Below are 23,443 nucleotides of genomic sequence, written 5' to 3' on the forward strand. Positions count from 1 at the left end.
GAGCGCTCAGGTCTGCGTCCATTGCCGCAGCAGGTTGTGGTAAATCCCGGTCAAGCGCACTAGCTCTGGGCTGTCTGGCACCTGCTGGCGCAGCGCCTGGATGCTGTCATCGAGTTCCAGCAGCACGTTGCGCTGCTCGTCCTGGCGCACCAAGCTCTGCACCCAGAAGAACGAGGCCAGACGCGCACCGCGGGTCACCGGTTCGACCCGATGCAGGCTGCCGCTGGAGTATAGGATCAGATGGCCGGCCGGCAGCTTGATGCGCTGGTCCTGCACTACCAGCTCACCGCCTTCGTACTCATCCGGCTCGCTGAAGAACAGGGTCGCCGACAGGTCGGCGCGAATCCGATGCGACGTGCCCGGCACGCTAAAAACCGCATTGTCGATATGGTCACCGTAGGTGCCGCCCTCGGCGTAACGATTGAAACGCGGCGGCACCACTTTCAGCGGCAACGCGGCAGCTATGAAACGCGGATGCTGGGCCAGGCAGGCCAGGATGAAATCGCCCAGCTGCTGCGTCAGCGGATCATCCTGAGCAAGCTGCTGGTTGGCCTTGACGTTCACCGCCTGATGCCCAGCCGTCAGCCGGCCATCCTGCCAACTACCGCCCGCGAGCGCGGTGCGGCATTGCTGCAGCTGTTCGGCATTCAGCACGTCGGGAATGCGCAGCATCATGTTCGGGGTTCTCCAGGCCAATCGCGTTGCGAATGATTCTAAAGGGCTGCAGCGCCAGGAAAGAAGCCCGATATGCTGCTACCACAAGAATGAAAACACCCCGACTGCGTGACAATCAGGGCGTTGTACCACTCAAGCGAGCTTAGAAGTGGAAGTTGGTGCTCAGAGTGAAGGTACGCGGATCACCCAGCAATGCACGGCGTCCCTGCCAGTTGGCCGAGCTGACGTATTCCTCATTGGTGAGGTTATCGATGTTCAGGCGCACGTCCACATTGGCATTGACCTCATAGCTGGCCATCGCGGCGAAGGTGGTGTAACTCGGCACACGCCCGTAGCGACCATTGGCGACAATACGCTCGACGTCATCCGGACGCCCCAGATAGGACGAGCCGACATGCTGGGCACCCAGGCCCAGGGTCAGGCCAACAGGCAGGCGGTAGGTCGTCCACAGGTTGCCGGAGACCTTGGGCGTGAAGGCCAGCTCGTCACCATCGGTGCGCAGCTCACTGCCGTAGTCGCCACTATTGGCACGACGGCGCACGTCATCCAGATAGGCGCTGTGCTTGCGCTCGCTGTCCATGAACACGATGCCAGCGAAGACATCCCAGTTATCGGTGATCTTGCCACTGGCGCCCAGCTCCAGGCCTTTGACCACCTGCTCGCCATAGCCCTTGAGCGTAGCGGCGCCTGTTTGCCCGACATCAAGACCGGTAATCGCGACCTTCTTTTTCTCGGTATAGAACAGCGCAGCGGTGGTCGACAGACGGCGGTCGAAGAAGTCCCACTTGGTGCCAATCTCGTAGCTGTGCGCACGCACCGGATCGGCGCCCTTGATCAGCGCCGGCAGACCCTGGTCGGTACGCGAGATATCCGAGTTGGACAGGTACGAACCCGGCGGTTGGGTGGATACACCGTAGGCCGCGTAGACGCTGCCGTTGGGCAGCGGCTTGTACACCACGCCCAGCTTGCCGCCCAGGCTCAGCTCGGTATCGTCGAAGTCATCACCCGGTGCGGCACTACCATCCAGGCGCTTGTTGCTGATGCTCGCCTCGTACTGCTCCAGGCGCAGACCACCGGTCACCTGCCATTGTGGGTTGATCTCGATAGTGTCGTAGACATAGAGCGCGGCGGTATCGACGTCGACCTTGGTGCGATCACGCGGGGCCAGAGCAGCCGGTACGCTGCGTTCCCAGTCCGGGTCGAAGACGCTGACCAGATCCGGCAGCGTCTGCGACGCGAAGCCCAATGATTCGGACTTCTCGCGGCTCAGTTCGAGCCCCGCCGACAGGTTGTGATGCAAACCAGCGGTATAGAACTGTGTGGACAGGTTGGTGAGGTTGCTCAGCGAGGTGTTGACGCGGTCATACTGCTGGCGCTGTACGTTGACCAGTGCGGCATTGGCGTTGTTGTCGTCGTCCAGCACGTGGGTGTAACGCGCCTGGCGGTCAACACGAGCCAGACGCGTCTGATTGCTGATGGTGACGCCAGCGGACAGATCATGTTCGAGGCGAAACATCAGCGCATCGCTGGTGGTGTCGTCGAAGTCGGACTTGAGGCCGAAGTACTTGTCACGATCAGCCGACCAAACCGAGGAGTCGAGCGGAGTGTTGGCTCCTTTGAGCTTGTCACGCAGGGTCACGCCGGCCCCCCCCAGATCCGGGCGGTCGTTCATCTCGACGTGCTCGTAAGCGACGATGGCGCGAGTGTCGGTGCCCAGACCGAAGGCCACAGACGGAGCGATACCCCAGCTGTTCTTCTCGGCGTGCTCACGGCCTGCGACGCCGCTGTCCTCGACCAGCAGGTTGAGACGGAAAGCACTGCTGTCGTTGATGATCTGGTTGGTGTCGAGCGTGGCACGGCGGCGCGGCTCGGAGTCGTACTGGTCGAAACCAAAGCTGGCACCGCCGGCGATGAAGCTGTCCAGGGTAGGCGTCTTGGTCACCTGATTGACGTAACCACCGGCGCCACCGCGGCCATTGTCGGCTGCCGGCCCCTTGAACACTTCGACCTGCTCGACGTTGAACACGTCGCGGGTGTAGCTGCCGTTGTCACGCGCACCGTCGATGAACAGGCTGCCGCTGGTGTTGAAACCACGCAGGCTGAAGTTGTTGGTACCGGTGGCGAAACCGTTTTCGCCAGCCTCGAAGCTGATCCCGGGAGTATTGCGCAGCACATCGGTCAGAGTGCGGGCGTTCTGCTGACGGAACAGGGTTTCCGGAATGACGTTGACCGTCTGCGGTGTATCGAGCAGTGCAGCGGTCTGTTTCGGCGAAGATGCCTTGTCGACCTTGAAGCCCTTGTCCTGCTGCCCCTGAACGGTTACGTCGTCCAGTTCGACTGCCGACTCCTGGGCTACGGCGAAACCCGATAGCAGGGCCAGGCTGACGGCCGAGGCCAGCAGACGACGCTGGGGGAAAGGTGCACGCTTGTTGTGTTTATCGCTCACGAGAGTCACTCCAGATGAAAACTGCGCGCGATAGTATTTGAGATTCAATCTTAATCAATCTTTACGAATGATTTACATGAACTTCTTTGTAACAAAAATGTCAGCCGATCTGCAGGTAACCAGCGAAGCGCTCTAACCCGGCATTTCCCGTTTAAATATGGGAACTTGCGAAAATATGACGCCAGAAATGCAAACGCCCACACAAGGTGGGCGTTCATGACCTGCAGTGGCGCTTACAGGTAGTAAGACTTCAGCGGCGGGAAGCCGTTGAATTCCACCGCGCTGTAGCTGGTGGTGTAGGCACCGGTGGACAGCCAGTACAGGCGGTCACCGCTGGCCAGGTTGAGCGGCAGGCCGTACTTGTAGTGCTCGTACATGATGTCGGCGCTGTCGCAGGTCGGACCGGCGATCACCACTTCTTCCATCTCGCCCTTTTTCTCGGTCCAGATGGGGAATTTGATCGACTCGTCCATGGTTTCGATCAGGCCGCTGAACTTGCCGACGTCGGCATACACCCAGCGCTCCACCGCGGTGCGCGACTTGCGCGCCACCAGCACCACTTCCGAGACCAGCACGCCGGCGTTGGCGATCAGCGAGCGGCCCGGCTCGAGGATGATCTCCGGCAGATCGTCACCGAAGTCTTCCTTGAGGAAGCGGGTGATTTCCTCGGCATAGGTTTCCAGGTCGTTGGTGCGCTGGATGTAGTTGGCCGGGAAGCCGCCACCCATGTTGATCATCTGCAGGGTGATGCCGTCTTCCTCGCGCAGGCGCTCGAAGATCACCTTGACCTTGGCGATGGCGGCGTCCCACACGTCGATATCGCGCTGCTGGCTGCCGACGTGGAAGGAAATGCCGTAGGGCACCAGACCCAGTTGCTTGGCCAGGATCAGCAGATCCAGGGCCATGTCCGGGTTGCAGCCGAACTTGCGCGACAGCGGCCAGTCGGCGCTGGTCGAGCCCTCGGTGAGGATGCGTACATAGATCTTGGCGCCCGGTGCGGCCTTGGCGATATTGCGCAGGTCGGCTTCGGAGTCGGTGGCGAACAGGCGCACCCCCTTGTCGAAGAAGTAGCGAATATCGCGCGCCTTCTTGATGGTATTGCCGTAGCTGATGCGCTCGGGGCCCACGCCAGCGCTCATCACCTTGTCCAGCTCGTAGATCGAGGCGATGTCGAAGCTCGAGCCCTTGTCACGCAGCAACTCGATGATCTCGATGGCCGGGTTGGCCTTGACCGCGTAATAGACCTTGGCGAACGGGAAGCAGTTGCCCAGCTGGTCGTAAGCATCGGCAATGATCTGCCGGTCGATCACCACGAACGGGGTTTCGTGCTGATCAGCGAATGCCTTCATGCGCTGGAAAGTGGCGGGTGCGTAGTAGTCTTCGACCTTGATCGACATGCTGGGACTCCAATGGCAAAACCGGGAACACATTGATTCGGGCAGCAGAACCGCTTGCAGGTTCCGCTACGTGTCGGGGCTGGCCGCGCCATGCGCGAGCCTGAACGTCTGACAGTTTCCCCACTTTGGTTCGCCTACTTCCCAAGGCATGTCGCCGAGCATCACCGGTACCGACCATTCGCCGGCCGGCAACCTCTCGTCGTCAGTACTTGAGCCGGATGGATCGTTTCCAGCATGGACGTTCGGGCGCGGACTTTAAGACCATGCGCCACGCAGATCAACCGGAAATTCTGTCTAATTTCATCTCGTTCCGGATATCACACAAAACGTCCTGAAATGCTGAACAGGCGGGGCTTTCAGCCAGTTTGCCGCAGCCGTGTTTCAGTGCCATTGCAGCACCAGTTCGTCCACCTGGGCGAAGCCCTGCAGATGGCGCCTGATCACCTCCTGCAACTCGTCCAGCTCGGCTGCGCTCGGCGCCGTGCAGACCAGGTGCAACGCCTGGTCATCGGCCTGCAGCACGCACTCGCCGATGGAGAAACGCAGCAGTCCTTCGTGCTCGCTCCAGCGCGCCTCGATTTTGTGCGAGAAGTGCTTGCACAGGCGCCCAAGCAGGCGTGGCGCCTGGCTGCTGGGAAAACGGCTATGGCTGTTCGGCATGGTTTGAGGCTTCCTTGAGCAGAGGACTATCGGCCAGCACCAGCGGCTGGCCGAGGGAACAATGTTCGATACGTGCCTCGATGGCGTAGGCGCGGCGCAGCCATTCGGCGTCCAGCACCTCGGCGGGTACGCCAAAACGGTAAGCGCCACCAGGCGCCAGCAACAGCAGGTGAGTGCAGAAACGCAGCGCCAGGTTGAGGTCATGACAGGCCACCAGGGCGATGGCGCGCTGCGTGCGGCAACGCTCGGCAACGCAATCGAGCACGCGCAGTTGCCAGTGCAGGTCGAGCGCACTGGTGGGCTCGTCGAGCAGCAACAGTTGCGGCTCGCCCACCAGCGCCTGCGCCAGGCCGAGCAGTTGCCGCTGCCCGCCGGAGAGGCGATCCATGCGCTGCAAGGCCAGATGCTCGATGCCCAGGCGCTGCAGGATGGCTTCGACCCGCGCCGTCAGGTCGTACGAAGCAAGTTGTGGACAACGCGCCCGCGCCGCCGCCAGCAAACTCTCATAAGCCAGCAACGACACCGCCTGCGGCAGCTGCTGTGGCAGATAGGCCACCTGCGCCCTCTGGCGCCAGGGCGGCACGCCGCTCAGCGTCGCATCACCCAACCGCGCCATGCCCTGACACACCTGCAAACCGGCGATGGCGCGCAGCAGCGAGGATTTTCCGACGCCGTTCGGCCCAAGCACGCCAACCAGGCTGCCAGCCTCCACGGCCGGCAGGGTCAGATCCTGCACGATGCTGCGCGCGCCATAGCTCAGCCCCAGCCCCTCGATCAGCAGGCTCATAGGCTACGCCCCCTCGCCAGGATCAGACCGATAAACAGCGGCACCCCGACTACGGCAGTGACCAGCCCCACCGGCAGGATCACCCCGGGCAGCAGCGCACGGCTGGCCAGGGACGCCAGCGACAACAGCAAGGCGCCAGCCAGCGCACTGCCGGGCAAATAGAAGCGGTGATCCTCGCCCAGCAGCAGACGCGCCACGTGCGGGCCGACCAAGCCGATAAAGCCGACCTCGCCGACGAAGGCCGTGGCCACCCCGGTAAGCAGGCTGACCCGCAGCAGCACGAAGGTGCGCAGACGGCCAACGCGAATGCCCAGGCTGCGCGCCTGCTCCTCGCCGCCGCGCAGGCTGGTCATAGCCCAGGCCTGGCGCAGCGCCAGGGTCAGGCACAGGGCAAGCACGATAGTCACCAGCGCCACCCGCTGCAGATCGGCACGCGCCAGGCTGCCCATGGTCCAGAACACGATCTGCTGCAGCGCATCGGCATCGGCGAGAAACTGCAGCAGCCCGACCAGCGCATTGAGCCCGAACAACAGGGCGATACCGAACAGCACCAGGGTATGCAGCGCCTCCCCCAGCACCCGCGCCACCAGAAGCAGCAGCAGGCAGGAGATGAAGGCGCAGACGAAGGCCGCCAGCGGCAGCAGCAAGTCGGCGCCGAGCCCGGCCAGGTTGGGCCGCAGCAGGATCACCAGCGCCGCGCCAAGAGTCGCCGCCGCACCGACGCCCAGAGTGAAGGGGCTGGCCAGGGGGTTGTTCAGCGCCGTTTGCATCTCCGCGCCGGCCAGGCCCAGGCTGGCGCCCACCACCAATGCCATCAACGCGTAGGGCACGCGGATTTCCAGGATGATGACCGCCTGCGCGGCGTCCAGATGCTGCGGCTGCAACAGGCCGCGCGCCACGTCCCACCAGCTCAGGCCAGCCGGGCCGGTAGCCAGATCGGCGATGAAACTGGCCAGCAGCAACGCCGTCAAAGCGCCCAGGCAGGCCCAGCGTCGCAGCAAGGTACGTCGATAACCGAGGCGTAACATCTGCTGCGCACTCACAGGCTGATCCAGTACTGGCCGTCCAGCGCCACCGGCTGGAACTCACGGTAGAAACGCTGCAGCGTGCGCTGCGGATCGAGATCGGCAAAGGCTTCGGGGTGCAACCACTTGGCGAATACCTGCACCGCCACCACGTTGAACGGGCTGTTGTAGAAGCCGTGCCAGATGGCATGCGCCCTGCCCTCGCGCACGGCGCTCAGATGCTGCAGACCGCCACGCCCAAGCAGGCGCCTGAGCGAGGCCAGCGCTGCATCCGCCGCCACGCCTGGCCCCAGGGCAATATAGGAGGCGCCTTCGGCCAGGCTGTCGGCCGATCCCACAGCGCTGGCGATATACAGTTCGGGCGGCTGGCTGAGCAGCAGCTCCAGGCTGAGGGCGCCGGCATGACCGGGCAGACGCTCGCGGGCGATATTGTCGCCACCGGCCTCGGCCAGCAGATCGGCGAACATGCCGCGCGCCATGCTCTCGCAGCAACCCTCACCGAGGCCGGCGCGGCTGTGCAAAAACACCTTGGGCGCTGTTCCTTGCGGCAAGCGCTCACGCACCGCGGCCAGTGCCTCGGCGTGCGCTGCGTTAAAGGCTTCGGCACGCGCCTCGCGGCCCAGGGCCTGGCCAAGCAGGGTCATGCTGCGCGGCGTGTTGACCAATGGCTGCTCGCGGAAATCGACGAACAGCACTGCCACTCCGGCGCGCTGCAACTGCTCGATCAGCCGCCCCTGGGTACTGTCCGGGCCATGCCCGGACAGGCTGAAGATGGCCAGATCCGGGCGCAACGTCAGCACTTGCTCCAGGCTGAAGCTATCGGCCGCACCCTGGCCGATACGTGGCACCTTGGCCAGTTCGGCAAAGGCCTGCTGGTATTGCCGCGCGCTGCCGGGATCGACCAGCGCCAGGTCGGCCGGCATGCCCACCAGGCGCTGCAGCAACTGCTCGCCTTCGAGAATGGCCAGCACCGGCAGCAGACGGCCTTCGCCCAGCACGATGCGCTCGACACGCTCGGGCACCCGCACCTCACGCCCGGCCAGATCGGTCAGCACCTGCGCCTGCACCGGGGCCAGCAGCGCCAGCCCCAGCAATACAGCTACGATTGCTCGCCCCATCAGATTCGCCATGCCAGGCCCAGACGCAGTTCACGTCCCGGCTCGTAGGAGCCGCGCACGATGCCGTAGCCGGGAATATGGGTGAAGTCCTCGTTGCTGGCGTGATCCAGGTATTGCTTGTCCAGCAGGTTCTTCAGCGTCAGGGTCACCGTCAGGCTTTCCGGCACGGCCTGCCATTCGGCATACAGGTCATGCACACCGTAGCCCGGCTTGGAGACATCGCCATCGATCGTATGCAGCGTGTCGATACCGCGCACGAAGCGGCCCTGCCAGCCGACGGTCAGGCTATCGCTGGCACGATAATCGGCGAAGGTCGTCCAGGTATTGCCCAGGCTGGTGCCCAGGCCGTTGTGCTCGTATGCGTTGAGACGGCGATCATCCAGGCGAGCGATGTTGCGATGGAAGCTCAGCCCCAGGCTGACCTGTTGCCAGTGATAGGCGCCTTGCAGCAGCACACCCTTGGTTTCCAGGTCGCCGAGGTTGCGGTACAGGTTGGCCCGGTCCGGGGTATAGGAAATGGCATCGCGGATGTGGGTGACGTAGGCCTTGCCCATGAACTCCAGGCCGCCCAGGCGATAGTCGAAACCGACCTCTTCGGTACGCGCCTTCTCCGCTTTCAGGCTGGGGTCGTTGCCGGCCACGTCGAGTTTGAACGCATCGCGAACCTGCGGGCCGCGCAGCGCCTGGGAATGCCCGGCGAACACCGCCAGCTCGGGGGTGAGCTGATAGCGCAGGCTCAGGTTGGGGCTGAAACCCTCTTCCTTGAACGTCTGCTTGTCGCGGTCGTCCAGCTCGTAGCGGTCATAGCGCAGCCCTGCGTTGAGCAGCAGGCGCGACGTAATCTGGTAGGCATCCTGCACATAGAAGCCCAGCACCTCACCGTTCTCACTGTCCGCCTCACGGTCGCCTTCCGGGCCCAGGGTGGTGCGATCGTCGCGGTAGTCCACGCCGTAGGTCAGCTTGTGCGAGGCGAAGCGGCTGGTATTGCGCAGGTCGAAGCCGCTGCTGCGGGTTTCACCGAAATACAGACCGAAACGACCATCCTGCTGCAGCTCGTTGGTGGTGTGGTAAGTGGTCAGTTCGAGGTCGAGCAGGTCGTTGTTCTGCGGTTGCAGGGCGTAATTGAGCGTCCAGGTTTCCCGCTCGGTCTGCAATGGATACGCAGCATTACGCGGCGCCGAGACAACCCACTGTGGACGCTGCGGGCGTTCGCCTTCATCGAGACGGCGCTCGTAGCTCAGGCGCAGGGTCTGCTCATCCGTCAGCTTGCCCATCAGCTTGGCGAAGCCGAGCTTCTGCCGCGCGGCCGTGCCGAGCACGTCGTCGTTGTTGCCGTCCTCGTAGTCGTTCTGATCCTGGTAGGTGGTCATGGCCAGCGCCGACCAGTTTTCATTGAAGCGCCCGAACACGCTGGCGCTGGTCTTGTAGCCCTCGCCATTGCTGAAGTAACCGGTCTTGAGCAGCGCGCCGAGTTGCTCGCCTTCGCGCAGCAAGTCGTCCGGGTCCTTGGTGACGAAGCGGATCGCGCCGCCCAGCGCACCTGGCCCGGCGGTCGCGTCACCAGTGCCGGCCTGGACTTCCGCACGCTTGAGCAACTCTGGCTCGATGCTGATGCGGCCGGTGTGGTGAAAGGTCTGCCCCGGCTGGCTAGCACCATCGATGCTGATGTTCAGCAGGGTGTCTTCCAGGCCGCGCAGGTAGAGCTTTTGTGCGGCACTGGAACCGCCAGCCACCGACACCTCGGGATTGGACTCGAACACTTCCTGCAAGTCGCTGGCCTGGTAGCGCTGCAGTTGCTCGGCCTCGACGCTCTCGCTGCGATCCAGCGCGGCGGCAGTGATTTCCTGTGCGGCCAACTCCAGCAAGTCCTGGGCGCTATGCGCCTGCGTGGCGGCCAGCAGGCCGCCGAAGGTAATGGCGCCAAGCAGGCTCAGGCGATAAGGGCAGTGCGGCATGATCGATCCTCCCCAGGAAAGATGTGAATATTTCGCATTTGCGAATTCTCATCACAAGCACCTGAGCAGGGAATCACTTTTACAACTGTTACATGGCCGCGCGTGGTAGGCGGATGTACATGAGCAAGCCACCGCCGGCGCGATTGCTCGCGCGGATGCTGCCGCCAGTGGCACTGACCTGCCGTTGCGCCAGCGCCAGGCCGAGGCCGAAACCGGCACGCTCGCTGCCGCCACGGAAGAACGGCTGGAAGATGCGCTCCAGCCATTGCTCGGCCACGCCCGGGCCCTGGTCGGCAACCTGCAGCAGCCAGGCATCGCCCTCCTCGCTCAGGCTGACCTCGATCTGGCCACCCGGCGGGGTGTGGTCCAGCGCATTGCGCACCACGTTCTCGATGGCCTGGCCCAGCGCCCGGCTGCTGCTGCCATGCAACGGCGCGCTGTCAGGCACCTGACAGAGAATCTGCCGGTCCGGGTACTCGAAACGCGCATCGTCGAGGATGCTGTCGAGCAGTTCGGACAGGTCCAGGTTCTCGTCGCGCAGCTCGGGGCGCTCGTTCTCCAGCCAGCTCAGGGGCAGGGCATTCTCGACCAGACGGCGCATGCCGGCACAGTCGTCGCGGATGCGTTCGAGCAGCTGGCGCTGGCCGCCGTCCTGCTCGGCCAGGCTCACCGCCATCTCGATGCGCGTCAGCGGTGTGCGTAGCTCGTGGGACATGTCCGCCAGGCGCTGGCGCTGGTCGATGATCAGTTGCCCGGTGCGCGCGGCCATGGCGTCGAAGGTCTCGGCCAGACGCGCCAGCTCGTCGTTGCGCGAGCCCAGCAGCGAGCGCACGCGCACGTCCAGGCGACCATCGCTGAACTGCCGGGTGGCCTGCTCCAGACGGCCGAGCGGCTGCATCAGGTGGCGATAGAGCATCAGGCAGACGATCAGCATCAGCACCAGCGGCACCACCAGTTGCAGCAGCAGCTTGGCGTAGTGCCAATTGAGACCGGGGCGCATGCGCTGCGGCAGGATGATCAGAAAATGGGTCCGGCCGTCGGCGAACGGCAAATCCATGATGGGGTTCTCCTGGAAGTACAGGTGGATCTTCCAGCTCACATCGCGGCCCAGGCCGAAGCCCTCGTAGAAGCGCTCGTTGAGCACGCTGCCAGCCAGCGGCCGCACCTCGGCCTCGACCACCGCCGCCCAGGTCTGCTCCTGCTGCTGCAGGGTGGTCAGCCAGCGCGCCAGGGCTTCATGATCGCCAGCGCGGTACATCGCCTCAGCCTGCTCGCCGTAGTGGCGCAGGGTGCGCTGGTGTTCGGCGTCGATGAAGCTCATGCGCTCCTCGGTCTGCCAGGCGACGCGGGCGATGATCCAGAACAGCAGCACGCTGCCCAGGCCGATGACCAGGCACAGCTTCCAGAACAGGCGCCGGTTCATGTGAAGGCGTAACCGCGACCGTGCAGGGTCTGCAGGCGGTCGGCGCCGAGGCCGGCTTCGCCCAGACGGCGACGGATGCGGCTGACGTGCATGTCCAGGCTGCGGTCGTATTGGCTGTACTCGCGCTCCAGCGCCATGCGGTAGAGGTAGGGTTTGCTCAGCGCCTCGCCGCGGTGGCTGACCAGCAACCAGAGCAAACGGAACTGCAGCGGCGTCAGCGCCAGGTCGCAGTCGCCGACCCGCGCCTGCTGGGCGTGGCGATCCAGATGCAGTTCGTCGACCTGCAACTGCTGCGTCTGGCCGCCGCGCGCACTCTCCTGCGCGCGCGTGCGGCGCAGCACGGCATCTATGCGAAGCTGCAGCTCGGTGATGTTGAAGGGCTTGGGCAGGTAATCGTCAGCACCATGGCGCAGGCCGCGAATGCGTTCCTCCTCGGCGCCACAGGCAGTGAGCATGATCACCGGCGTCTGCTGTTGCTCGCGCAGGCGGCGCAGCACGGAAAAGCCGTTGACGTCCGGCAGCATCACATCAAGCAACAGCAGATCCGGCGACTCGCGCAGCGCCGTCTCCAGCCCGGCTTCGCCCAGATGACAGGCGCTGGTGGCATAACCTTGACCACGCAGCAGCTCGCCGAGCTGGGCGGCCAGGGTGCGATCGTCCTCGACGATCAGGATGCGAGCCAGGCTGGCGGTCATGTGGGTTACCCAGACAATTAAGGCGAATGATTCTCATGTATAAAAATCACTTCGGCAACTTCTGCCCGCGCAGCCCGGCCTATCACCCTCAATACACGTCGCGGCGGTAACGCCCTTCCTCGATCAGATCGTCCACCACCTCGTCGCCGAGCAGCTCGCGCAATGCCGCATCGACGCCACCGGCCATGCCCTGCAGGCTACCGCAGACATAGATCGCTGCGCCCTCGGCCAGCCAGGCACGCAGGCGCTCGTGCTGCTCGCGCAGCAGGTCCTGCACATAGCGTTTCTCGGCCTGATCGCGGGAGAACGCCAGATCCAGGTGCTGCAGCTCGCCCCTGCTCAGTGCCGCTTCCATCTCCTCGCCACAGAAGAAATCCTGGACGCGGTTGCGCTCGCCGAACAGCAGCCAGTTGCGCCCCTGCCCGGCCAGTGCCCGTGCGCGCAGTAGCGAGCGCAGTCCGGCCAAGCCGGTGCCGTTGCCGATCAGGATCAGCGGGCGATCATCGTCCGGCAGGTGGAAGCCGCTGTTGCGCCGCACCCGCGCCAGCAGTTGCCCGCCTACGGGCAGATGTTCGGTCAGCCAGCCGGAACCGATGCCGAGGCTGCCGTCGGCCTGCACGGCCTGGCGCACGATCAGCTGCAGCACACCATCGGCCGCCACCGAGGCGATGGAGTATTCACGCGAACCCAGCGGCGCCAGGGCATCGACCAGCGCCTGGGCATGCAGGCCGACCAGATGCGCGAGGCTTGCCGGCAACTGGCGCTCGACCAGGGCTTCACTCAGGCTCAGCGCCTGGCCCTCGAGCATCACCGGTTCAGAGCCGTCGAAACCGGAGTGCTGTAGCCAGGCCAACACGCGCGCAGAGGCATGGCGTGGACGTATTTCCAGAATGTCACCGGCCTGCCAGGTGCTCTGCGCCGGCGGCGTCAGGCCGATGAAGTACACCGGCGCACCCTGGCTGCCGGGGTTGAGCAGACGCCGTTCGGCCAGCGTCCAGCTCTGCCAGGGCGCGTCTTCGAAGCGTATCGGCGCCGCGCCGGTCAGCTCGCTCAACTGCTGTTGCCAGCGCTGCAGCGCAGCCTGATCGGCGCCATCGACCTCAACGCTGTCGAACAGGCGCTGCGCCCCCTGCAAACCCAGCCAGTCATTGATGCGCCGGGCGAAGCCGCAGAAGTGCTGGTACTGCCGGTCGCCCAGGGCCAGCACGGCATAGCTCAGTTGCTCGAGCGGCAGAGAGCCGCCGAGCACCTTGCGCTCGAAACCCTGCGCGGCGTCCGGCGCCTCGCCATCACCGAAGGTGCTGACCACAAACAGCGCCTTCTGCGTGCGGCTCAGGCTGTCAGCGTCGAGGCGCGAGAGCGGCTCGACCCGCACCGGGATACCCGCAGCCTGCAACTGCCCGGCACTCTGCCAGGCCAGTTGCTCGGCGAAGCCACTCTGGCTGGCGAAACCAACCAGCCAACCCTCGCCAGAATCGCCACCTTTCAAGGCACCACGCGCAGCCAGCGCCGCGCGCTTTTTGCGCCGACGGTCCAGATACAGCAGCCAGCCGGTAACGAAGAACAGCGGCATGGCCCCGGTGGCCAGCATCATCAGGATGCGTCCAGGCATACCGAAGTACTCGCCGACGTGCAGCGCATAAATGCTGGCCAGCAGCTGCGCCTTGAAGCTCTTGTCGGCGTAGCGTTCATGGCGGCTGACTTCGCCACTTTTCGGATCGATCTGGAACTGGTTCAAGGCGCGCACATGCTCGGCGCCATCGAGTACATAGAAGACCGTCGCCGGCTGACCGGCCACCGGCGGCAGGCGCAGGTTCCAGGCAACCAGCCCGGAGCCGGCAGTTTGTTGGATGCTCTGCCACACAGCGTCGTAGTCAACTTCCGGCGCAGGACCGCTGGGCACCTGACGGCCGCCACGACCACGCTCACCGCGCTGCTCGGGCGGAGTATCGGAAAGCATGCGTGTCAGTCCGTCGCGATACCAGTCATAGGACCAGTACAGACCGGTGAGGCCGGCACAAAGATAGAACAACAGCGCCCAGGTGCCGGCGATTGCGTGCAGGTCCCAGTTGAAGCTGCGGCCCTTTTTCTTCCAGTCCAGGGCCAGCCAGGTACGCCAGCTCAAAGCCTTGCGCGGCCAACGCAGGTACAGTCCAGAGAAACAGAAGAACAGCAGCGCCAGAGTGCTGGCAGCGGTGATCTGCTTGCCTACCTCGCCCATCGATAGAAAACGGTGCAGCATCAACATCAGGTGGAAGAAATCCTGACCAATGGGCTCGGCCAGCACCTCCCCGGTGTAGGGGTCGAAAGGGATGCGCGGCCCACGGCGCTCGCCCGGCGGTGGCATAAGAAAAGCGGTGCCAGGCCCGTCATGGCGACCGTCGACCCACAACGCAGTAACACGATCAGCGGTAGCGGCCTCGATCTTCGCAGCCAACTCGCCTGGCGTGAGATGCCCCTGTGCGCTGGGCTGGATCTGCCAGCGCTCGGCATTCAGCGCCCGGGTTATCTCGCCCTCGAAGCTATAAAGGGCGCCGGTGATACCCATGATGGCCAGCACCAAGCCGGCACTGATACCGAAGAACCAGTGCAGCTGGAAGATGATTTTCTTGAACACGACGGAGCCACCCTTACCCTGACCCACTGCGACGGGCGGCTACTCTATATGGGAATAATTTTCATAACCATTCATTTACGCGATATTTACGCATCTACTCCACGGCCCGTCAGCATCACCTACCGGCCCACCTGAAAACCGATGGCCGCTCTCCGCCAGAGCGCACAGTTATCGGTATAATCCCGCGTTTTACGGGTGCCTAGGCACCCTCAACGACTCCATCCAGGCACATATTCATGACCACCCAGGCCGCCGAAGTCGCCAAGCGCCGCACTTTCGCCATCATTTCCCACCCGGACGCCGGTAAGACCACCATCACCGAAAAGCTGCTGCTGATGGGCAAGGCCATCGAAGTGGCCGGCACCGTGAAGTCGCGTAAGTCCGACCGTCACGCTACTTCCGACTGGATGGAGATGGAGAAGCAGCGCGGCATCTCCATCACCACCTCGGTGATGCAGTTCCCCTACCGCGAGCACATGATCAACCTGCTCGACACCCCCGGCCACGAAGACTTCTCCGAAGACACCTACCGCACCCTGACCGCGGTGGACAGTGCGCTGATGGTGCTCGACGGCGGTAAGGGCGTCGAGCCACGCACCATCGCCCTGATGGACGTCTGCCGCCTGCGCGACACGCCCATCGTCAGCTTCATCAACAAGCTCGACCGCGACATCCGCGACCCCATCGAGCTGCTCGACGAGATCGAGGCGGTGCTCAACATCAAGGCCGCGCCGATCACCTGGCCGATCGGCTGCTACAAGGACTTCAAGGGCGTCTACCACCTGACCGGCGACTACATCATCGTCTACACCCCCGGTCACGGCCACGAGCGCACCGAAGCCAAGATCATCCAGAAGCTGGATTCCGACGAAGCCCGCAACCACCTCGGCGACATGTACGAGCGTTTCGTCGAAGAGCTGGAGCTGGTGCAGGGTGCCTGCCACGCGTTCGAGCCCGACGCCTTCCTCAAGGGCGCGATGACCCCGGTATTCTTCGGCACCGCACTGGGCAACTTTGGCGTCGATCACGTACTCGATGCCGTGGTCGACTGGGCGCCGCGCCCGCTGCCGCGCGCCGCCAACGAGCGCAACGTGGAGCCGACCGAGGAGAAGTTCTCCGGCTTCGTGTTCAAGATCCAGGCGAACATGGACCCGAAGCATAGGGACCGCATCGCCTTCATGCGCATCTGCTCGGGCAAGTACACCCAAGGCATGAAGATGCGCCACGCGCGCCTGGGCAAGGACGTGCGCGTCGGCGACGCGCTGACCTTCTTCTCCAGCGAGCGTGAGCACCTGGAAGAAGCCTATGCCGGCGACATCATCGGTCTGCACAACCACGGCACCATCCAGATCGGCGACACCTTCACCGAAGGCGAGAACCTGGGCTTCACCGGTATCCCGCACTTCGCCCCGGAACTGTTCCGCCGCGTGCGCCTGAAAGACCCGCTGAAATCCAAGCAGTTGCGTCAGGGCCTGCAGGAACTGGCCGAGGAAGGCGCCACCCAGGTGTTCTTCCCCGAGCGCAACAACGACATCATCCTCGGCGCGGTCGGTGTGCTGCAGTTCGACGTGGTCGCCAGCCGCCTGAAGGAGGAATACAAGGTGGAGTGCGCCTACGAGGCGATCAACGTCTGGTCGGCGCGCTGGATCGAATGCAGCGACGAGAAGAAGCTCAAGGAATTCAAGGACAAGGCCTTTGAGAACCTCGCCGTCGACGGCGGCGGTCACCTCACCTACCTGGCCCCGACCCGCGTCAACCTCAGCCTGATGGAAGAGCGTTGGCCGGAGGTGAAATTCCGCGCGACGCGCGAGCATCACTGATCCATCGAACAAGGCCCGCTCTGCGGGCCTTGTGCTATCTACTCATCCTCTTCCAGCGTCCAGGCCACCAGCGAGTCGCCCAGGCGCGTACCGAACGAGCCGTGCCCGCCGGCCATTACCACCACATATTGCTTGCCGGTCTTCTCCGACACGTAGCTGATAGGAGTGGCCTGGCCGCCGGCCGGCAGCCTGTCCTTCCATAACTCCTCGCCGGTGCGCATGTCGTAGGCGCGCAGGTAGTAATCCAGCGTGCCGCTGAGAAAGCCCAGACCACCAGCAGTGACCAACGGGCCGCCGAGGTTCGGCACGCCGACGGTCAGGGGAATGCCCAGCGGGGCACTGTCGCGGCTGGTGCCATTCTTGCGCTGCCAGACCTTGTCCATGCTGCGCAGGTCCACCGCCGTGACAGTGCCCCATGGCGGCGCCTGGCAAGGCAGGCCGAGGACCGAAAGAAACGGCTTCAGGCTGACCATGTAAGGCGCGCCACGATTGGGTTGCAGACCGGTTTCGCCACTGCCATAACGAACATCCTGCGCCTCCTCGCGCTTGACCAGACGCGACACGAACGCCAGATAGTTGGGCGCGCCAAACAGAATCTGCCGCTGCGGGTCGACCGCCACCGATGGCCAGTTGAACACGCCGACGTTGCCCGGGTAGATCAACGATCCCTGCTCCGATGGCGGCGTGAAGTCGCCCTCGTAACGCAGGCGATGGAACTGGATGCGGCACATCAACTGATCGAAGGGCGTACCGCCCCACATGTCGCGTTCGCGCAACGGCTCGTCAGGGGCATAGCTGAGTTTTGATGCCGGCTGAGTCGGCGCGGTGAAGTCGCCCTCCACCGTACCCTGCGGCACTGGATGCTCGCTGACCGGCACGATGGGCTCACCGCTGCGCCGGTCAAGCACATAGAGATCGCCGCGCTTGGTCGGCTGGATGATCGCCGGCACCGGCCCATCAGCGCCTTCGATATCTATCAGCGTGGGCTGAGACGGCAGGTCACGATCCCAGAGGTCATGATGCACGGTGCGGAATTCCCAACGCACCTTGCCGGTTTCCAGGTCCAGCGCCACCAGCGCTGCGGTGAAACGTTCGGCCTCCGCACTGCGCTGCACACCCCACTGATCCGGCGTCTGGTTGCCCATGGGTATGTACACCAGGCCCAGTGCCTCGTCCGCCGTGCCGATGGTCCAGGAGTTTGGCGTGCTGCGCACGTAGGTCTCGCTGGCTGGTAGCGGCTCGGTGGCATCGGGGCGGCCAGGATCGAAGTTCCACACCAGCGCACCGGTGCGTACGTCGTAGGCACGGATCACCCCACCCGGCGAATCCACTGAGCCGTTGTCGGTCACCGAACCACCGACTATCACCAGTTTCTCGGTGACTACCGGCGGCGAGGTGGGCAGGTAGATGCCCAGCGCATCGTCGCCCAGGCCCACCTTGAGGTCGACCATGCCGGCCTCGCCAAAGTCCTCGCACGGCTTGCCGTCATGCACATCTAGCGCGTACAGCGTGGCATCGTTGGTCGGCAGGAACAGTCGCTGGGTGCAGCGCGCCGTTGCCGCTGGCGAAGGCTCCGGCGCCGCGCCATCTCGGGCGGCAATCAGTGGGCCGCGATAGGCTGCCGCATCGTGGTAAGCCAGACCACGGCAGGTCATGTGCTGGTAATACTCGGCCTGGCGGTTGATCGCCGGGTCGAAGCGCCAGCGCTCCTCGCCGGTGTCGGCATCCACCGCGATGGCGATGCTGTGCGGCGTGCAGATGAACAGGTTGTCACCGACCTTGAGCGGCGTCACCTGATTGGTAATCTCGCCGGGGTCACCCTCACCGGGCAGATCCCCCGTGTGGAACTCCCAGGCTTTCTTCAGCCGCCCGACGTTGGCCGTGGTGATCTGCTCGGCACTGGCATAGCGCTCGCCACGCGACGAGCCGCCGTAGGCAGTCCATTCGCTGGCCGAACGACTGGCTGTCGCCACACCTGCAGCGGCCATACGCGGCTCGTCGAAGCGGCCGGGCAAGCGATGATAGTCCTGCGTCAACGAATAGCCCGCCATGCCCGCTCCCAGCAGCAGGCCGATACCCAGCATCACGCTGGCACCGTCACGCCAGGGTTGCCCAGGCGCGATATGCCGGTTGATCCAGGGCAGCAGTAGCCACAGGCCGAGCACGCACCACAGGTCGATGCGCGGCGCCATCTGCCACCAATCGAAACGCACCTCGAAAACTGTCCAGGCCAGGCTCGCCAGCAACACCAGGGCATACAGCCATAGCGCCGCGCGCTGACGGCGATGAATCAGCACGCCCACCAACAGCAGGCCGAGGCCGGCCAGCAGGTAGTACCAGGAACCGCCCAGCCACAGCAGATAAGCGCCACCGAGCGCCAGCAGCGCGCCCAGAACGACTGTCGCCCAAACCGTAAGCTTGATGCGCAGGAGCTGCGCCTTGTTGTTGTCAGTCATTGCTCGCTCCCCGAAACGCTGCCCCCCGGAGATCGGGGCCGTGATCTGTGGATGCGAAGTGAGGGAGAGAGTTCAGCGATTCTGCGAGTAAGGCTGCACTTGCAAAGCCGTATGCTGGACATGTCGCCACCCAACGCTCTAAAGAGTGTAGAAAAACCGGCTGCTAATTGATCAACAGGTGGCCATCTTTAGCTGTGCAGGACAAGCGGAGCAGATCCGGTTGCGCCAATAGCCGTTCGGCAATTGCCGGCTCCAACTCGGTGCGGATACGACGCGCCAGCGCGCGAGCGCCGAAACGCACGTCATGTTCGCGACACAGCCAGGCGCGAGCACTCTGCTCCACCTGTAGTGAGCGGCCCTGACGGCCCAGGCGCTGATTGAGCTTGTCCAGCTCAATATTCAGCAAGGCATCCAACCACTGCTCGTCGACACGCTCGAACACCAGAATGCGGTCGAGGCGATTGAGCCATTCCGGCTCGAAACGCTCGTGCAGCACCTGCTCCAGCAATGCACCCTCGCCCTTCGGTGCCAGCCCCAACCAGCGCCGCCAACCGCGGGAGAAACGCTCGCGGTAGCGCTGCGCCTGCTGCGCGCCGACGTTGCTGGTCATGAAGATCAGGCTGTTGCGGAAATCCAGGGTACGGCTGCCGGCAGTCAACGTCAGGCGGCCATGCTCGAGAATGCCGAGCAGGCTGCGCAGCACTTCCGGGCTGGCCTTCTCCAGCTCGTCGAACAGCACGATGCCGGGCCTGCCGAAACTGCCAGCGATGGCTTCGACATCGAATAGCGTGGTGCCTTCCTTGCTGCCAACGTAACCGGGCGGCGCACCGGTCAGGGCAGCGGCGTAGTGTTCCTGGGCCAGGGTGTGCATATCAATGCGGCACAGGGCATCGGCACGGCCATGGATGGCCTGCGCCAGCAGGCGCACGATCTCGGTCTTGCCGACACCCGTCGGGCCCATGAACAGGTTGACCGCCAGTGGCCGCTCGCGCTCGCCGATATCGGCCTTGACCACCTTGAGCATGGCCTCGACCTGCGCCAGCACTGCGTCCTGGCCGATGATCCGCGAACGCAGCAGGGCCATCACGGCAACGGGCTCGAAGAGGAAGCGTGATTGCAGCCGGGTAACGCCCTGCTGCTCCAGGCGCTCGCGGTTGCTGTCGATCAGGTCGTTGGCGAAGGGCATAGAGCGCCTCGATTTGATAACGGGGCTGCTGAAATTACGTAGGAGGGGCTTTAGCCGCGAAAGAGACAGTCGCGGCTAAAGCCCCCTCCCACGGTATTCATCCAGCCGTGCGTTCCTTGCCAGGATGCGGCAACTCACCCACCGGGCAGTCAGCCACGCCGATGGTCGAGCGGGTAAGTTTCTCCACGTCCTCCTGGGCCTTCTGCGCATCCAGCACCCAGGTGCGGTAGAACTCGAACGGGCAATCGGCCACGCCCTTGTCGCCATCACCGGAGTTGTAGACGCCGGTGTAACCGCGATGGAGCAGCTTGAACAGGTGGTTCTGCGATTGGTCGTTGGCCCGTGCATCACGAATCTGCGACACCGACAGCTGGGCGTACTGGATGCCCATTTCTTCCTCGCCACACTCGCCCAGGGTGCGGCCATCGAAGCCGATCAGCGCCGAGTGGCCGAAGTAGCTGTACACGCCGTCGAAGCCGGTGGCGTTGGCCACCGCCACATAGCAGTTGTTGGCCCAGGCCATGGTCTTGGCCATCAGCACCTGCTGATCCTTGGCCGGGTACATGTAGCCCTGGCAGCGCACGATCAGCTCGGCGCCCTTCATCGCGCAGTCGCGCCAGATTTCCGGGTAGTTGCCGTCGTCGCAGATGATCAGGCTGATCTTCATACCCTTGGGACCTTCGGAGACGTAGGTACGGTCGCCCGGATACCAGCCCTCGATGGGACACCAGGGAATGCACTTGCGGTAGCGCTGGACGATCTCGCCCTGGTCGTTGATCAGGATGAGCGTGTTGTACGGTGCCTTGTGCGGGTGCTCTTCATGGCGTTCGCCAGTGAGCGAGAAGATGCCCCAGGTCTTGGCCTCGCGGCAGGCGGCGGAGAAGATCGCCGTTTCATCGCCTGGGATGGTCGCGGCGGTGGCCATCATCTCGTCCTTGTCGTACATGATGCCCATGGTGCTGTACTCGGGGAACACCACCAGATCCATGCCGGGCAGGCCGAGCTTCATGCCCTTGATCATCTCGGCGATCTTGCGCGCGTTATCGAGCACTTCGGCCTTGGTATGCAGGCGCGGCATCTTGTAATTGACGACGGCAACGCCGACGGTATCAGGGCTGCTGGAAATATCGCCGTGGCGCATGGAAAACCTCCGTTTGCGATGTATGGCGTAGGAGCGGCTTCAGCCGCGAAACTCTCTATGTGTCGCCGTTTATCGCGGCTAAAACGGAATGCCGCCCAGCCGCTCCTACAGGAACGTTCTGCGGGTTGGATTCCCGCCTTCGCGGGAATGACGGTGAAAACCCACGTCATCCCCGCGCAGGCGGGGACCCAGAACACGGCCTCAATGGCTGATCATCCACGGCCGTGCCGACGGGCTGGCCTTGAGGCCGTGGGGGTTGGCCTTGGTGCGCTCGACCGGTTTGCTCGGGCCGCAGCAACTGCAGCCAGCCGGGTGCTTGCGGTTGGCCTTGTACTCTTCGAGGCTTTGCGGCGCGTGGGCGCTGCGCTCGTTGGTTTCATGGGCGCGGCGCTGGCTGCCGGCCATGCTGGCCAGACCCGGCGCGCTGAGGATCACCCGCTCGCTCGGCGTGTCGCAGTACGGGCAGACGCAGGCGGCGTCGCGCTCGGCCATCGGCCGCAGCACGGTGAAATCGCCACAGCTCGGGCAGTCGTATTCGTAGATGGGCATGGCAATACCTCGATAAATTCGGTGCGCACGGCGCACCCTACGGTGGCCGTGCGCGCGAGCATCACTTGTCGTAGGCGATGGGCAGGTCGATGCTGCCGTCGAGGAACCTGGTCGGGCCGCTGGCGCTGGGGTTGATGTCGAACTCGAAGATATCGGTCGGCAGCCACAACGTGGCGCAGGCGTTGGGGATGTCGACCACACCGCTGATATGCCCCTGTACCGGCGCCGAGCCGAGCAGCGAATAGCCCTGGGCCGGCGAGTAGCCGAACTTGGTCAGGTAGTTGATGGCGTTGAGGCAGGCCTGTTTGTAGGCCAGGTTGACGTCCAGGTAGTGCTGCTTGCCGTCGTCGTCGACCGAGATGCCTTCGAAGATCAGGTAGTTGTTGTAGGTGGGCACGATCGGGCTGGGCTTGAAGATCGGGTTCTTGATGCCGTACTTGGCCATGCCGCCCTTGATCAGCTCGACCTTCATGTGCACCCAGCCGGCCATCTCGATGGCGCCGCAGAAGGTGATCTCGCCGTCGCCCTGACTGAAGTGCAGGTCGCCCACCGACAGGCCGGCGCCGTCGACATAGACCGGGAAGAAGATCTTCGAGCCGCGCGACAGATCCTTGATGTCGCAGTTGCCGCCATGCTCACGCGGCGGCACGGTGCGCGCGCCGGTAGCGGCCGCCAGGTCGCGCGCCTCGCCCTTCATCTTGCCCATGTGCGCAGTGCTGGCGAACGGCGGGTTGGCCAGCGGCGGTACGCGGGTCGGGTTGGTGTCGATCAGCGCCTGCTCGCGCTTGTTCCAGTCGGCGAGCATCTTGTGATCCGGCAGGCAGCCGATCAGCCCCGGGTGGATCAGGCCGGCGAAACGCACGCCGGGAATGTGCCGGCTCTTGGTGAACATGCCCTCGAAGTCCCAGATCGACTTCTGCGCCGAGGGGAAATGGTCGGTGAGAAAACCACCGCCGTTGTTCTTCGAGAAGAAGCCGTTGAAGCCCCAGAGCATGTCCTGCTTGGCGCCGATATCGAGCAGCTCTACGATCAGCAGGTCGCCCGGCTGAGCGCCTTTCACGCCTACCGGGCCGGACAGGTAATGCACGGTGGACAGGTCGACGTCACGCACATCGCTGGCGTCGTCATTGTTCTTGATCGCACCGCCGGTCCAGTCGTAGGTCTCGAGAATGAAGTCATCGCCCGGGTTGACCCAGCAGGCCATGGGAATGTCCGGGTGCCAGCGGTTATGCACCTGTTCGTTATCGGTAGCAGCCTGGTTGAGGTCGACCTTGATCAGGGTATCGGTCATGACTGAGCTCCATAAGACCTGTGAGGAATGCCGGCCTGTGCCGGGGTACGGAGCCAGTCTCGAACGTGCGGGGGAATCGGCCAATACGTTGGATGACGTATGCCCAGGCACCAGATTCCACGGGGCCTTCGGCCTTTTTCGCGGACACGAAAAAGCGGCCGCTGCATGGAGAACACAGCGGCCGTAAAGCGGGAATTCATGC

17 protein-coding genes are annotated in these 23,443 nt (G+C 64.0%); 1 reads left to right on the top strand and 16 read right to left on the bottom strand.

Features of this window, described 5'->3' with window-relative positions:
• Positions 1 to 6 precede the first annotated feature (6 nt).
• From EGJ86_RS02090 to EGJ86_RS02140, 11 genes are all read right to left on the bottom strand, one after another.
• Complete coding sequence (locus tag EGJ86_RS02090) at positions 7 to 675, bottom strand: Fe2+-dependent dioxygenase (RefSeq protein ID WP_125833783.1); 669 nt, start codon at positions 673 to 675, stop codon at positions 7 to 9.
• Positions 676 to 817: 142 nt separating this feature from the next.
• The gene (locus EGJ86_RS02095; RefSeq protein ID WP_125833784.1) at positions 818 to 3,121 is read right to left on the bottom strand and encodes a TonB-dependent siderophore receptor; all 2,304 of its coding nucleotides are present in this window, start codon (positions 3,119 to 3,121) and stop codon (positions 818 to 820) included.
• A 233-nt stretch (positions 3,122 to 3,354) separates the two neighbouring features.
• Positions 3,355 to 4,518, bottom strand: a complete 1,164-nt coding sequence (locus EGJ86_RS02100) for a type III PLP-dependent enzyme (protein WP_024306929.1) — start codon at positions 4,516 to 4,518, stop codon at positions 3,355 to 3,357.
• Positions 4,519 to 4,899: 381 nt separating this feature from the next.
• Positions 4,900 to 5,178 (bottom strand): DUF2218 domain-containing protein, encoded by a 279-nt coding sequence (locus EGJ86_RS02105; protein ID WP_125833785.1) that lies wholly within the window; start codon positions 5,176 to 5,178, stop codon positions 4,900 to 4,902.
• Positions 5,162 to 5,965: an ABC transporter ATP-binding protein gene (locus EGJ86_RS02110; protein ID WP_125833786.1), complete on the bottom strand. Its 804-nt coding sequence runs from the start codon at positions 5,963 to 5,965 to the stop codon at positions 5,162 to 5,164. Before EGJ86_RS02110 ends, EGJ86_RS02105 begins: the two co-directional genes overlap by 17 nt.
• Positions 5,962 to 6,993, bottom strand: coding sequence for an iron ABC transporter permease (locus EGJ86_RS02115; protein ID WP_125833881.1), 1,032 nt, complete (start codon positions 6,991 to 6,993; stop codon positions 5,962 to 5,964). The genes EGJ86_RS02110 and EGJ86_RS02115 overlap by 4 nt, the downstream gene beginning before the upstream one ends.
• Before the next feature lie 11 nt (positions 6,994 to 7,004).
• Positions 7,005 to 8,108, bottom strand: coding sequence for an ABC transporter substrate-binding protein (locus tag EGJ86_RS02120; RefSeq protein ID WP_125833787.1), 1,104 nt, complete (start codon positions 8,106 to 8,108; stop codon positions 7,005 to 7,007).
• Positions 8,108 to 10,063: a TonB-dependent receptor domain-containing protein gene (locus EGJ86_RS02125; protein WP_125833788.1), complete on the bottom strand. Its 1,956-nt coding sequence runs from the start codon at positions 10,061 to 10,063 to the stop codon at positions 8,108 to 8,110. Before EGJ86_RS02125 ends, EGJ86_RS02120 begins: the two co-directional genes overlap by 1 nt.
• A gap of 88 nt (positions 10,064 to 10,151) precedes the next feature.
• Positions 10,152 to 11,486 (bottom strand): sensor histidine kinase, encoded by a 1,335-nt coding sequence (locus tag EGJ86_RS02130; RefSeq protein ID WP_125833789.1) that lies wholly within the window; start codon positions 11,484 to 11,486, stop codon positions 10,152 to 10,154.
• Positions 11,483 to 12,181 carry a response regulator transcription factor gene (locus EGJ86_RS02135; protein WP_125833790.1) on the bottom strand — a complete coding sequence of 233 codons (699 nt, stop codon included), beginning with the start codon at positions 12,179 to 12,181 and terminating at the stop codon, positions 11,483 to 11,485. The genes EGJ86_RS02130 and EGJ86_RS02135 overlap by 4 nt, the downstream gene beginning before the upstream one ends.
• Before the next feature lie 88 nt (positions 12,182 to 12,269).
• Positions 12,270 to 14,798, bottom strand: coding sequence for a sulfite reductase flavoprotein subunit alpha (locus EGJ86_RS02140; RefSeq protein ID WP_125833791.1), 2,529 nt, complete (start codon positions 14,796 to 14,798; stop codon positions 12,270 to 12,272).
• Between the two features lie 236 nt (positions 14,799 to 15,034).
• Here EGJ86_RS02140 and EGJ86_RS02145 point away from each other — a divergent pair, with 236 nt between their 5' ends.
• Positions 15,035 to 16,618 (top strand): peptide chain release factor 3, encoded by a 1,584-nt coding sequence (locus tag EGJ86_RS02145; protein WP_125833792.1) that lies wholly within the window; start codon positions 15,035 to 15,037, stop codon positions 16,616 to 16,618.
• Between the two features lie 38 nt (positions 16,619 to 16,656).
• Here the strand turns inward: EGJ86_RS02145 and EGJ86_RS02150 are convergent, their stop codons facing one another.
• From EGJ86_RS02150 to fmdA, 5 genes are all read right to left on the bottom strand, one after another.
• Entirely contained in the window at positions 16,657 to 19,074 is a 2,418-nt protein-coding gene (locus EGJ86_RS02150; protein WP_125833794.1) for a membrane-bound PQQ-dependent dehydrogenase, glucose/quinate/shikimate family, read from the bottom strand.
• Positions 19,075 to 19,237: 163 nt separating this feature from the next.
• Entirely contained in the window at positions 19,238 to 20,260 is a 1,023-nt protein-coding gene (locus EGJ86_RS02155) for an AAA family ATPase (RefSeq protein ID WP_125833796.1), read from the bottom strand.
• A 97-nt stretch (positions 20,261 to 20,357) separates the two neighbouring features.
• Positions 20,358 to 21,401, bottom strand: coding sequence for an aliphatic amidase (locus EGJ86_RS02160; protein WP_125833798.1), 1,044 nt, complete (start codon positions 21,399 to 21,401; stop codon positions 20,358 to 20,360).
• Positions 21,402 to 21,602: 201 nt separating this feature from the next.
• On the bottom strand, positions 21,603 to 21,950 hold the full coding sequence (locus EGJ86_RS02165; protein WP_125833800.1) for a zinc ribbon domain-containing protein: 348 nt from the start codon (positions 21,948 to 21,950) through the stop codon (positions 21,603 to 21,605).
• A 61-nt stretch (positions 21,951 to 22,011) separates the two neighbouring features.
• Complete coding sequence (fmdA, locus tag EGJ86_RS02170) at positions 22,012 to 23,241, bottom strand: formamidase (RefSeq protein ID WP_125833802.1); 1,230 nt, start codon at positions 23,239 to 23,241, stop codon at positions 22,012 to 22,014.
• Positions 23,242 to 23,443: the final 202 nt, after the last annotated feature.

Source organism: Pseudomonas sp. o96-267 (genome assembly GCF_003935465.1).
GTDB lineage: Bacteria > Pseudomonadota > Gammaproteobacteria > Pseudomonadales > Pseudomonadaceae > Aquipseudomonas > Aquipseudomonas sediminis.

Coding starts and splice junctions, on each gene's coding strand:
- EGJ86_RS02120 (WP_125833787.1), bottom strand. CDS start 8,108: ATGGGGCGAGCAATCGTAGCTGTATTGCTGGGGCTGGCGCTGCTGGCC.
- EGJ86_RS02160 (WP_125833798.1), bottom strand. CDS start 21,401: ATGCGCCACGGCGATATTTCCAGCAGCCCTGATACCGTCGGCGTTGCC.
- EGJ86_RS02165 (WP_125833800.1), bottom strand. CDS start 21,950: ATGCCCATCTACGAATACGACTGCCCGAGCTGTGGCGATTTCACCGTG.
- EGJ86_RS02130 (WP_125833789.1), bottom strand. CDS start 11,486: ATGAACCGGCGCCTGTTCTGGAAGCTGTGCCTGGTCATCGGCCTGGGC.
- EGJ86_RS02105 (WP_125833785.1), bottom strand. CDS start 5,178: ATGCCGAACAGCCATAGCCGTTTTCCCAGCAGCCAGGCGCCACGCCTG.
- EGJ86_RS02135 (WP_125833790.1), bottom strand. CDS start 12,181: ATGACCGCCAGCCTGGCTCGCATCCTGATCGTCGAGGACGATCGCACC.
- EGJ86_RS02090 (WP_125833783.1), bottom strand. CDS start 675: ATGATGCTGCGCATTCCCGACGTGCTGAATGCCGAACAGCTGCAGCAA.
- EGJ86_RS02125 (WP_125833788.1), bottom strand. CDS start 10,063: ATGCCGCACTGCCCTTATCGCCTGAGCCTGCTTGGCGCCATTACCTTC.
- EGJ86_RS02155 (WP_125833796.1), bottom strand. CDS start 20,260: ATGCCCTTCGCCAACGACCTGATCGACAGCAACCGCGAGCGCCTGGAG.
- EGJ86_RS02115 (WP_125833881.1), bottom strand. CDS start 6,993: ATGTTACGCCTCGGTTATCGACGTACCTTGCTGCGACGCTGGGCCTGC.
- EGJ86_RS02110 (WP_125833786.1), bottom strand. CDS start 5,965: ATGAGCCTGCTGATCGAGGGGCTGGGGCTGAGCTATGGCGCGCGCAGC.
- fmdA (WP_125833802.1), bottom strand. CDS start 23,241: ATGACCGATACCCTGATCAAGGTCGACCTCAACCAGGCTGCTACCGAT.
- EGJ86_RS02145 (WP_125833792.1), top strand. CDS start 15,035: ATGACCACCCAGGCCGCCGAAGTCGCCAAGCGCCGCACTTTCGCCATC.
- EGJ86_RS02150 (WP_125833794.1), bottom strand. CDS start 19,074: ATGACTGACAACAACAAGGCGCAGCTCCTGCGCATCAAGCTTACGGTT.
- EGJ86_RS02100 (WP_024306929.1), bottom strand. CDS start 4,518: ATGTCGATCAAGGTCGAAGACTACTACGCACCCGCCACTTTCCAGCGC.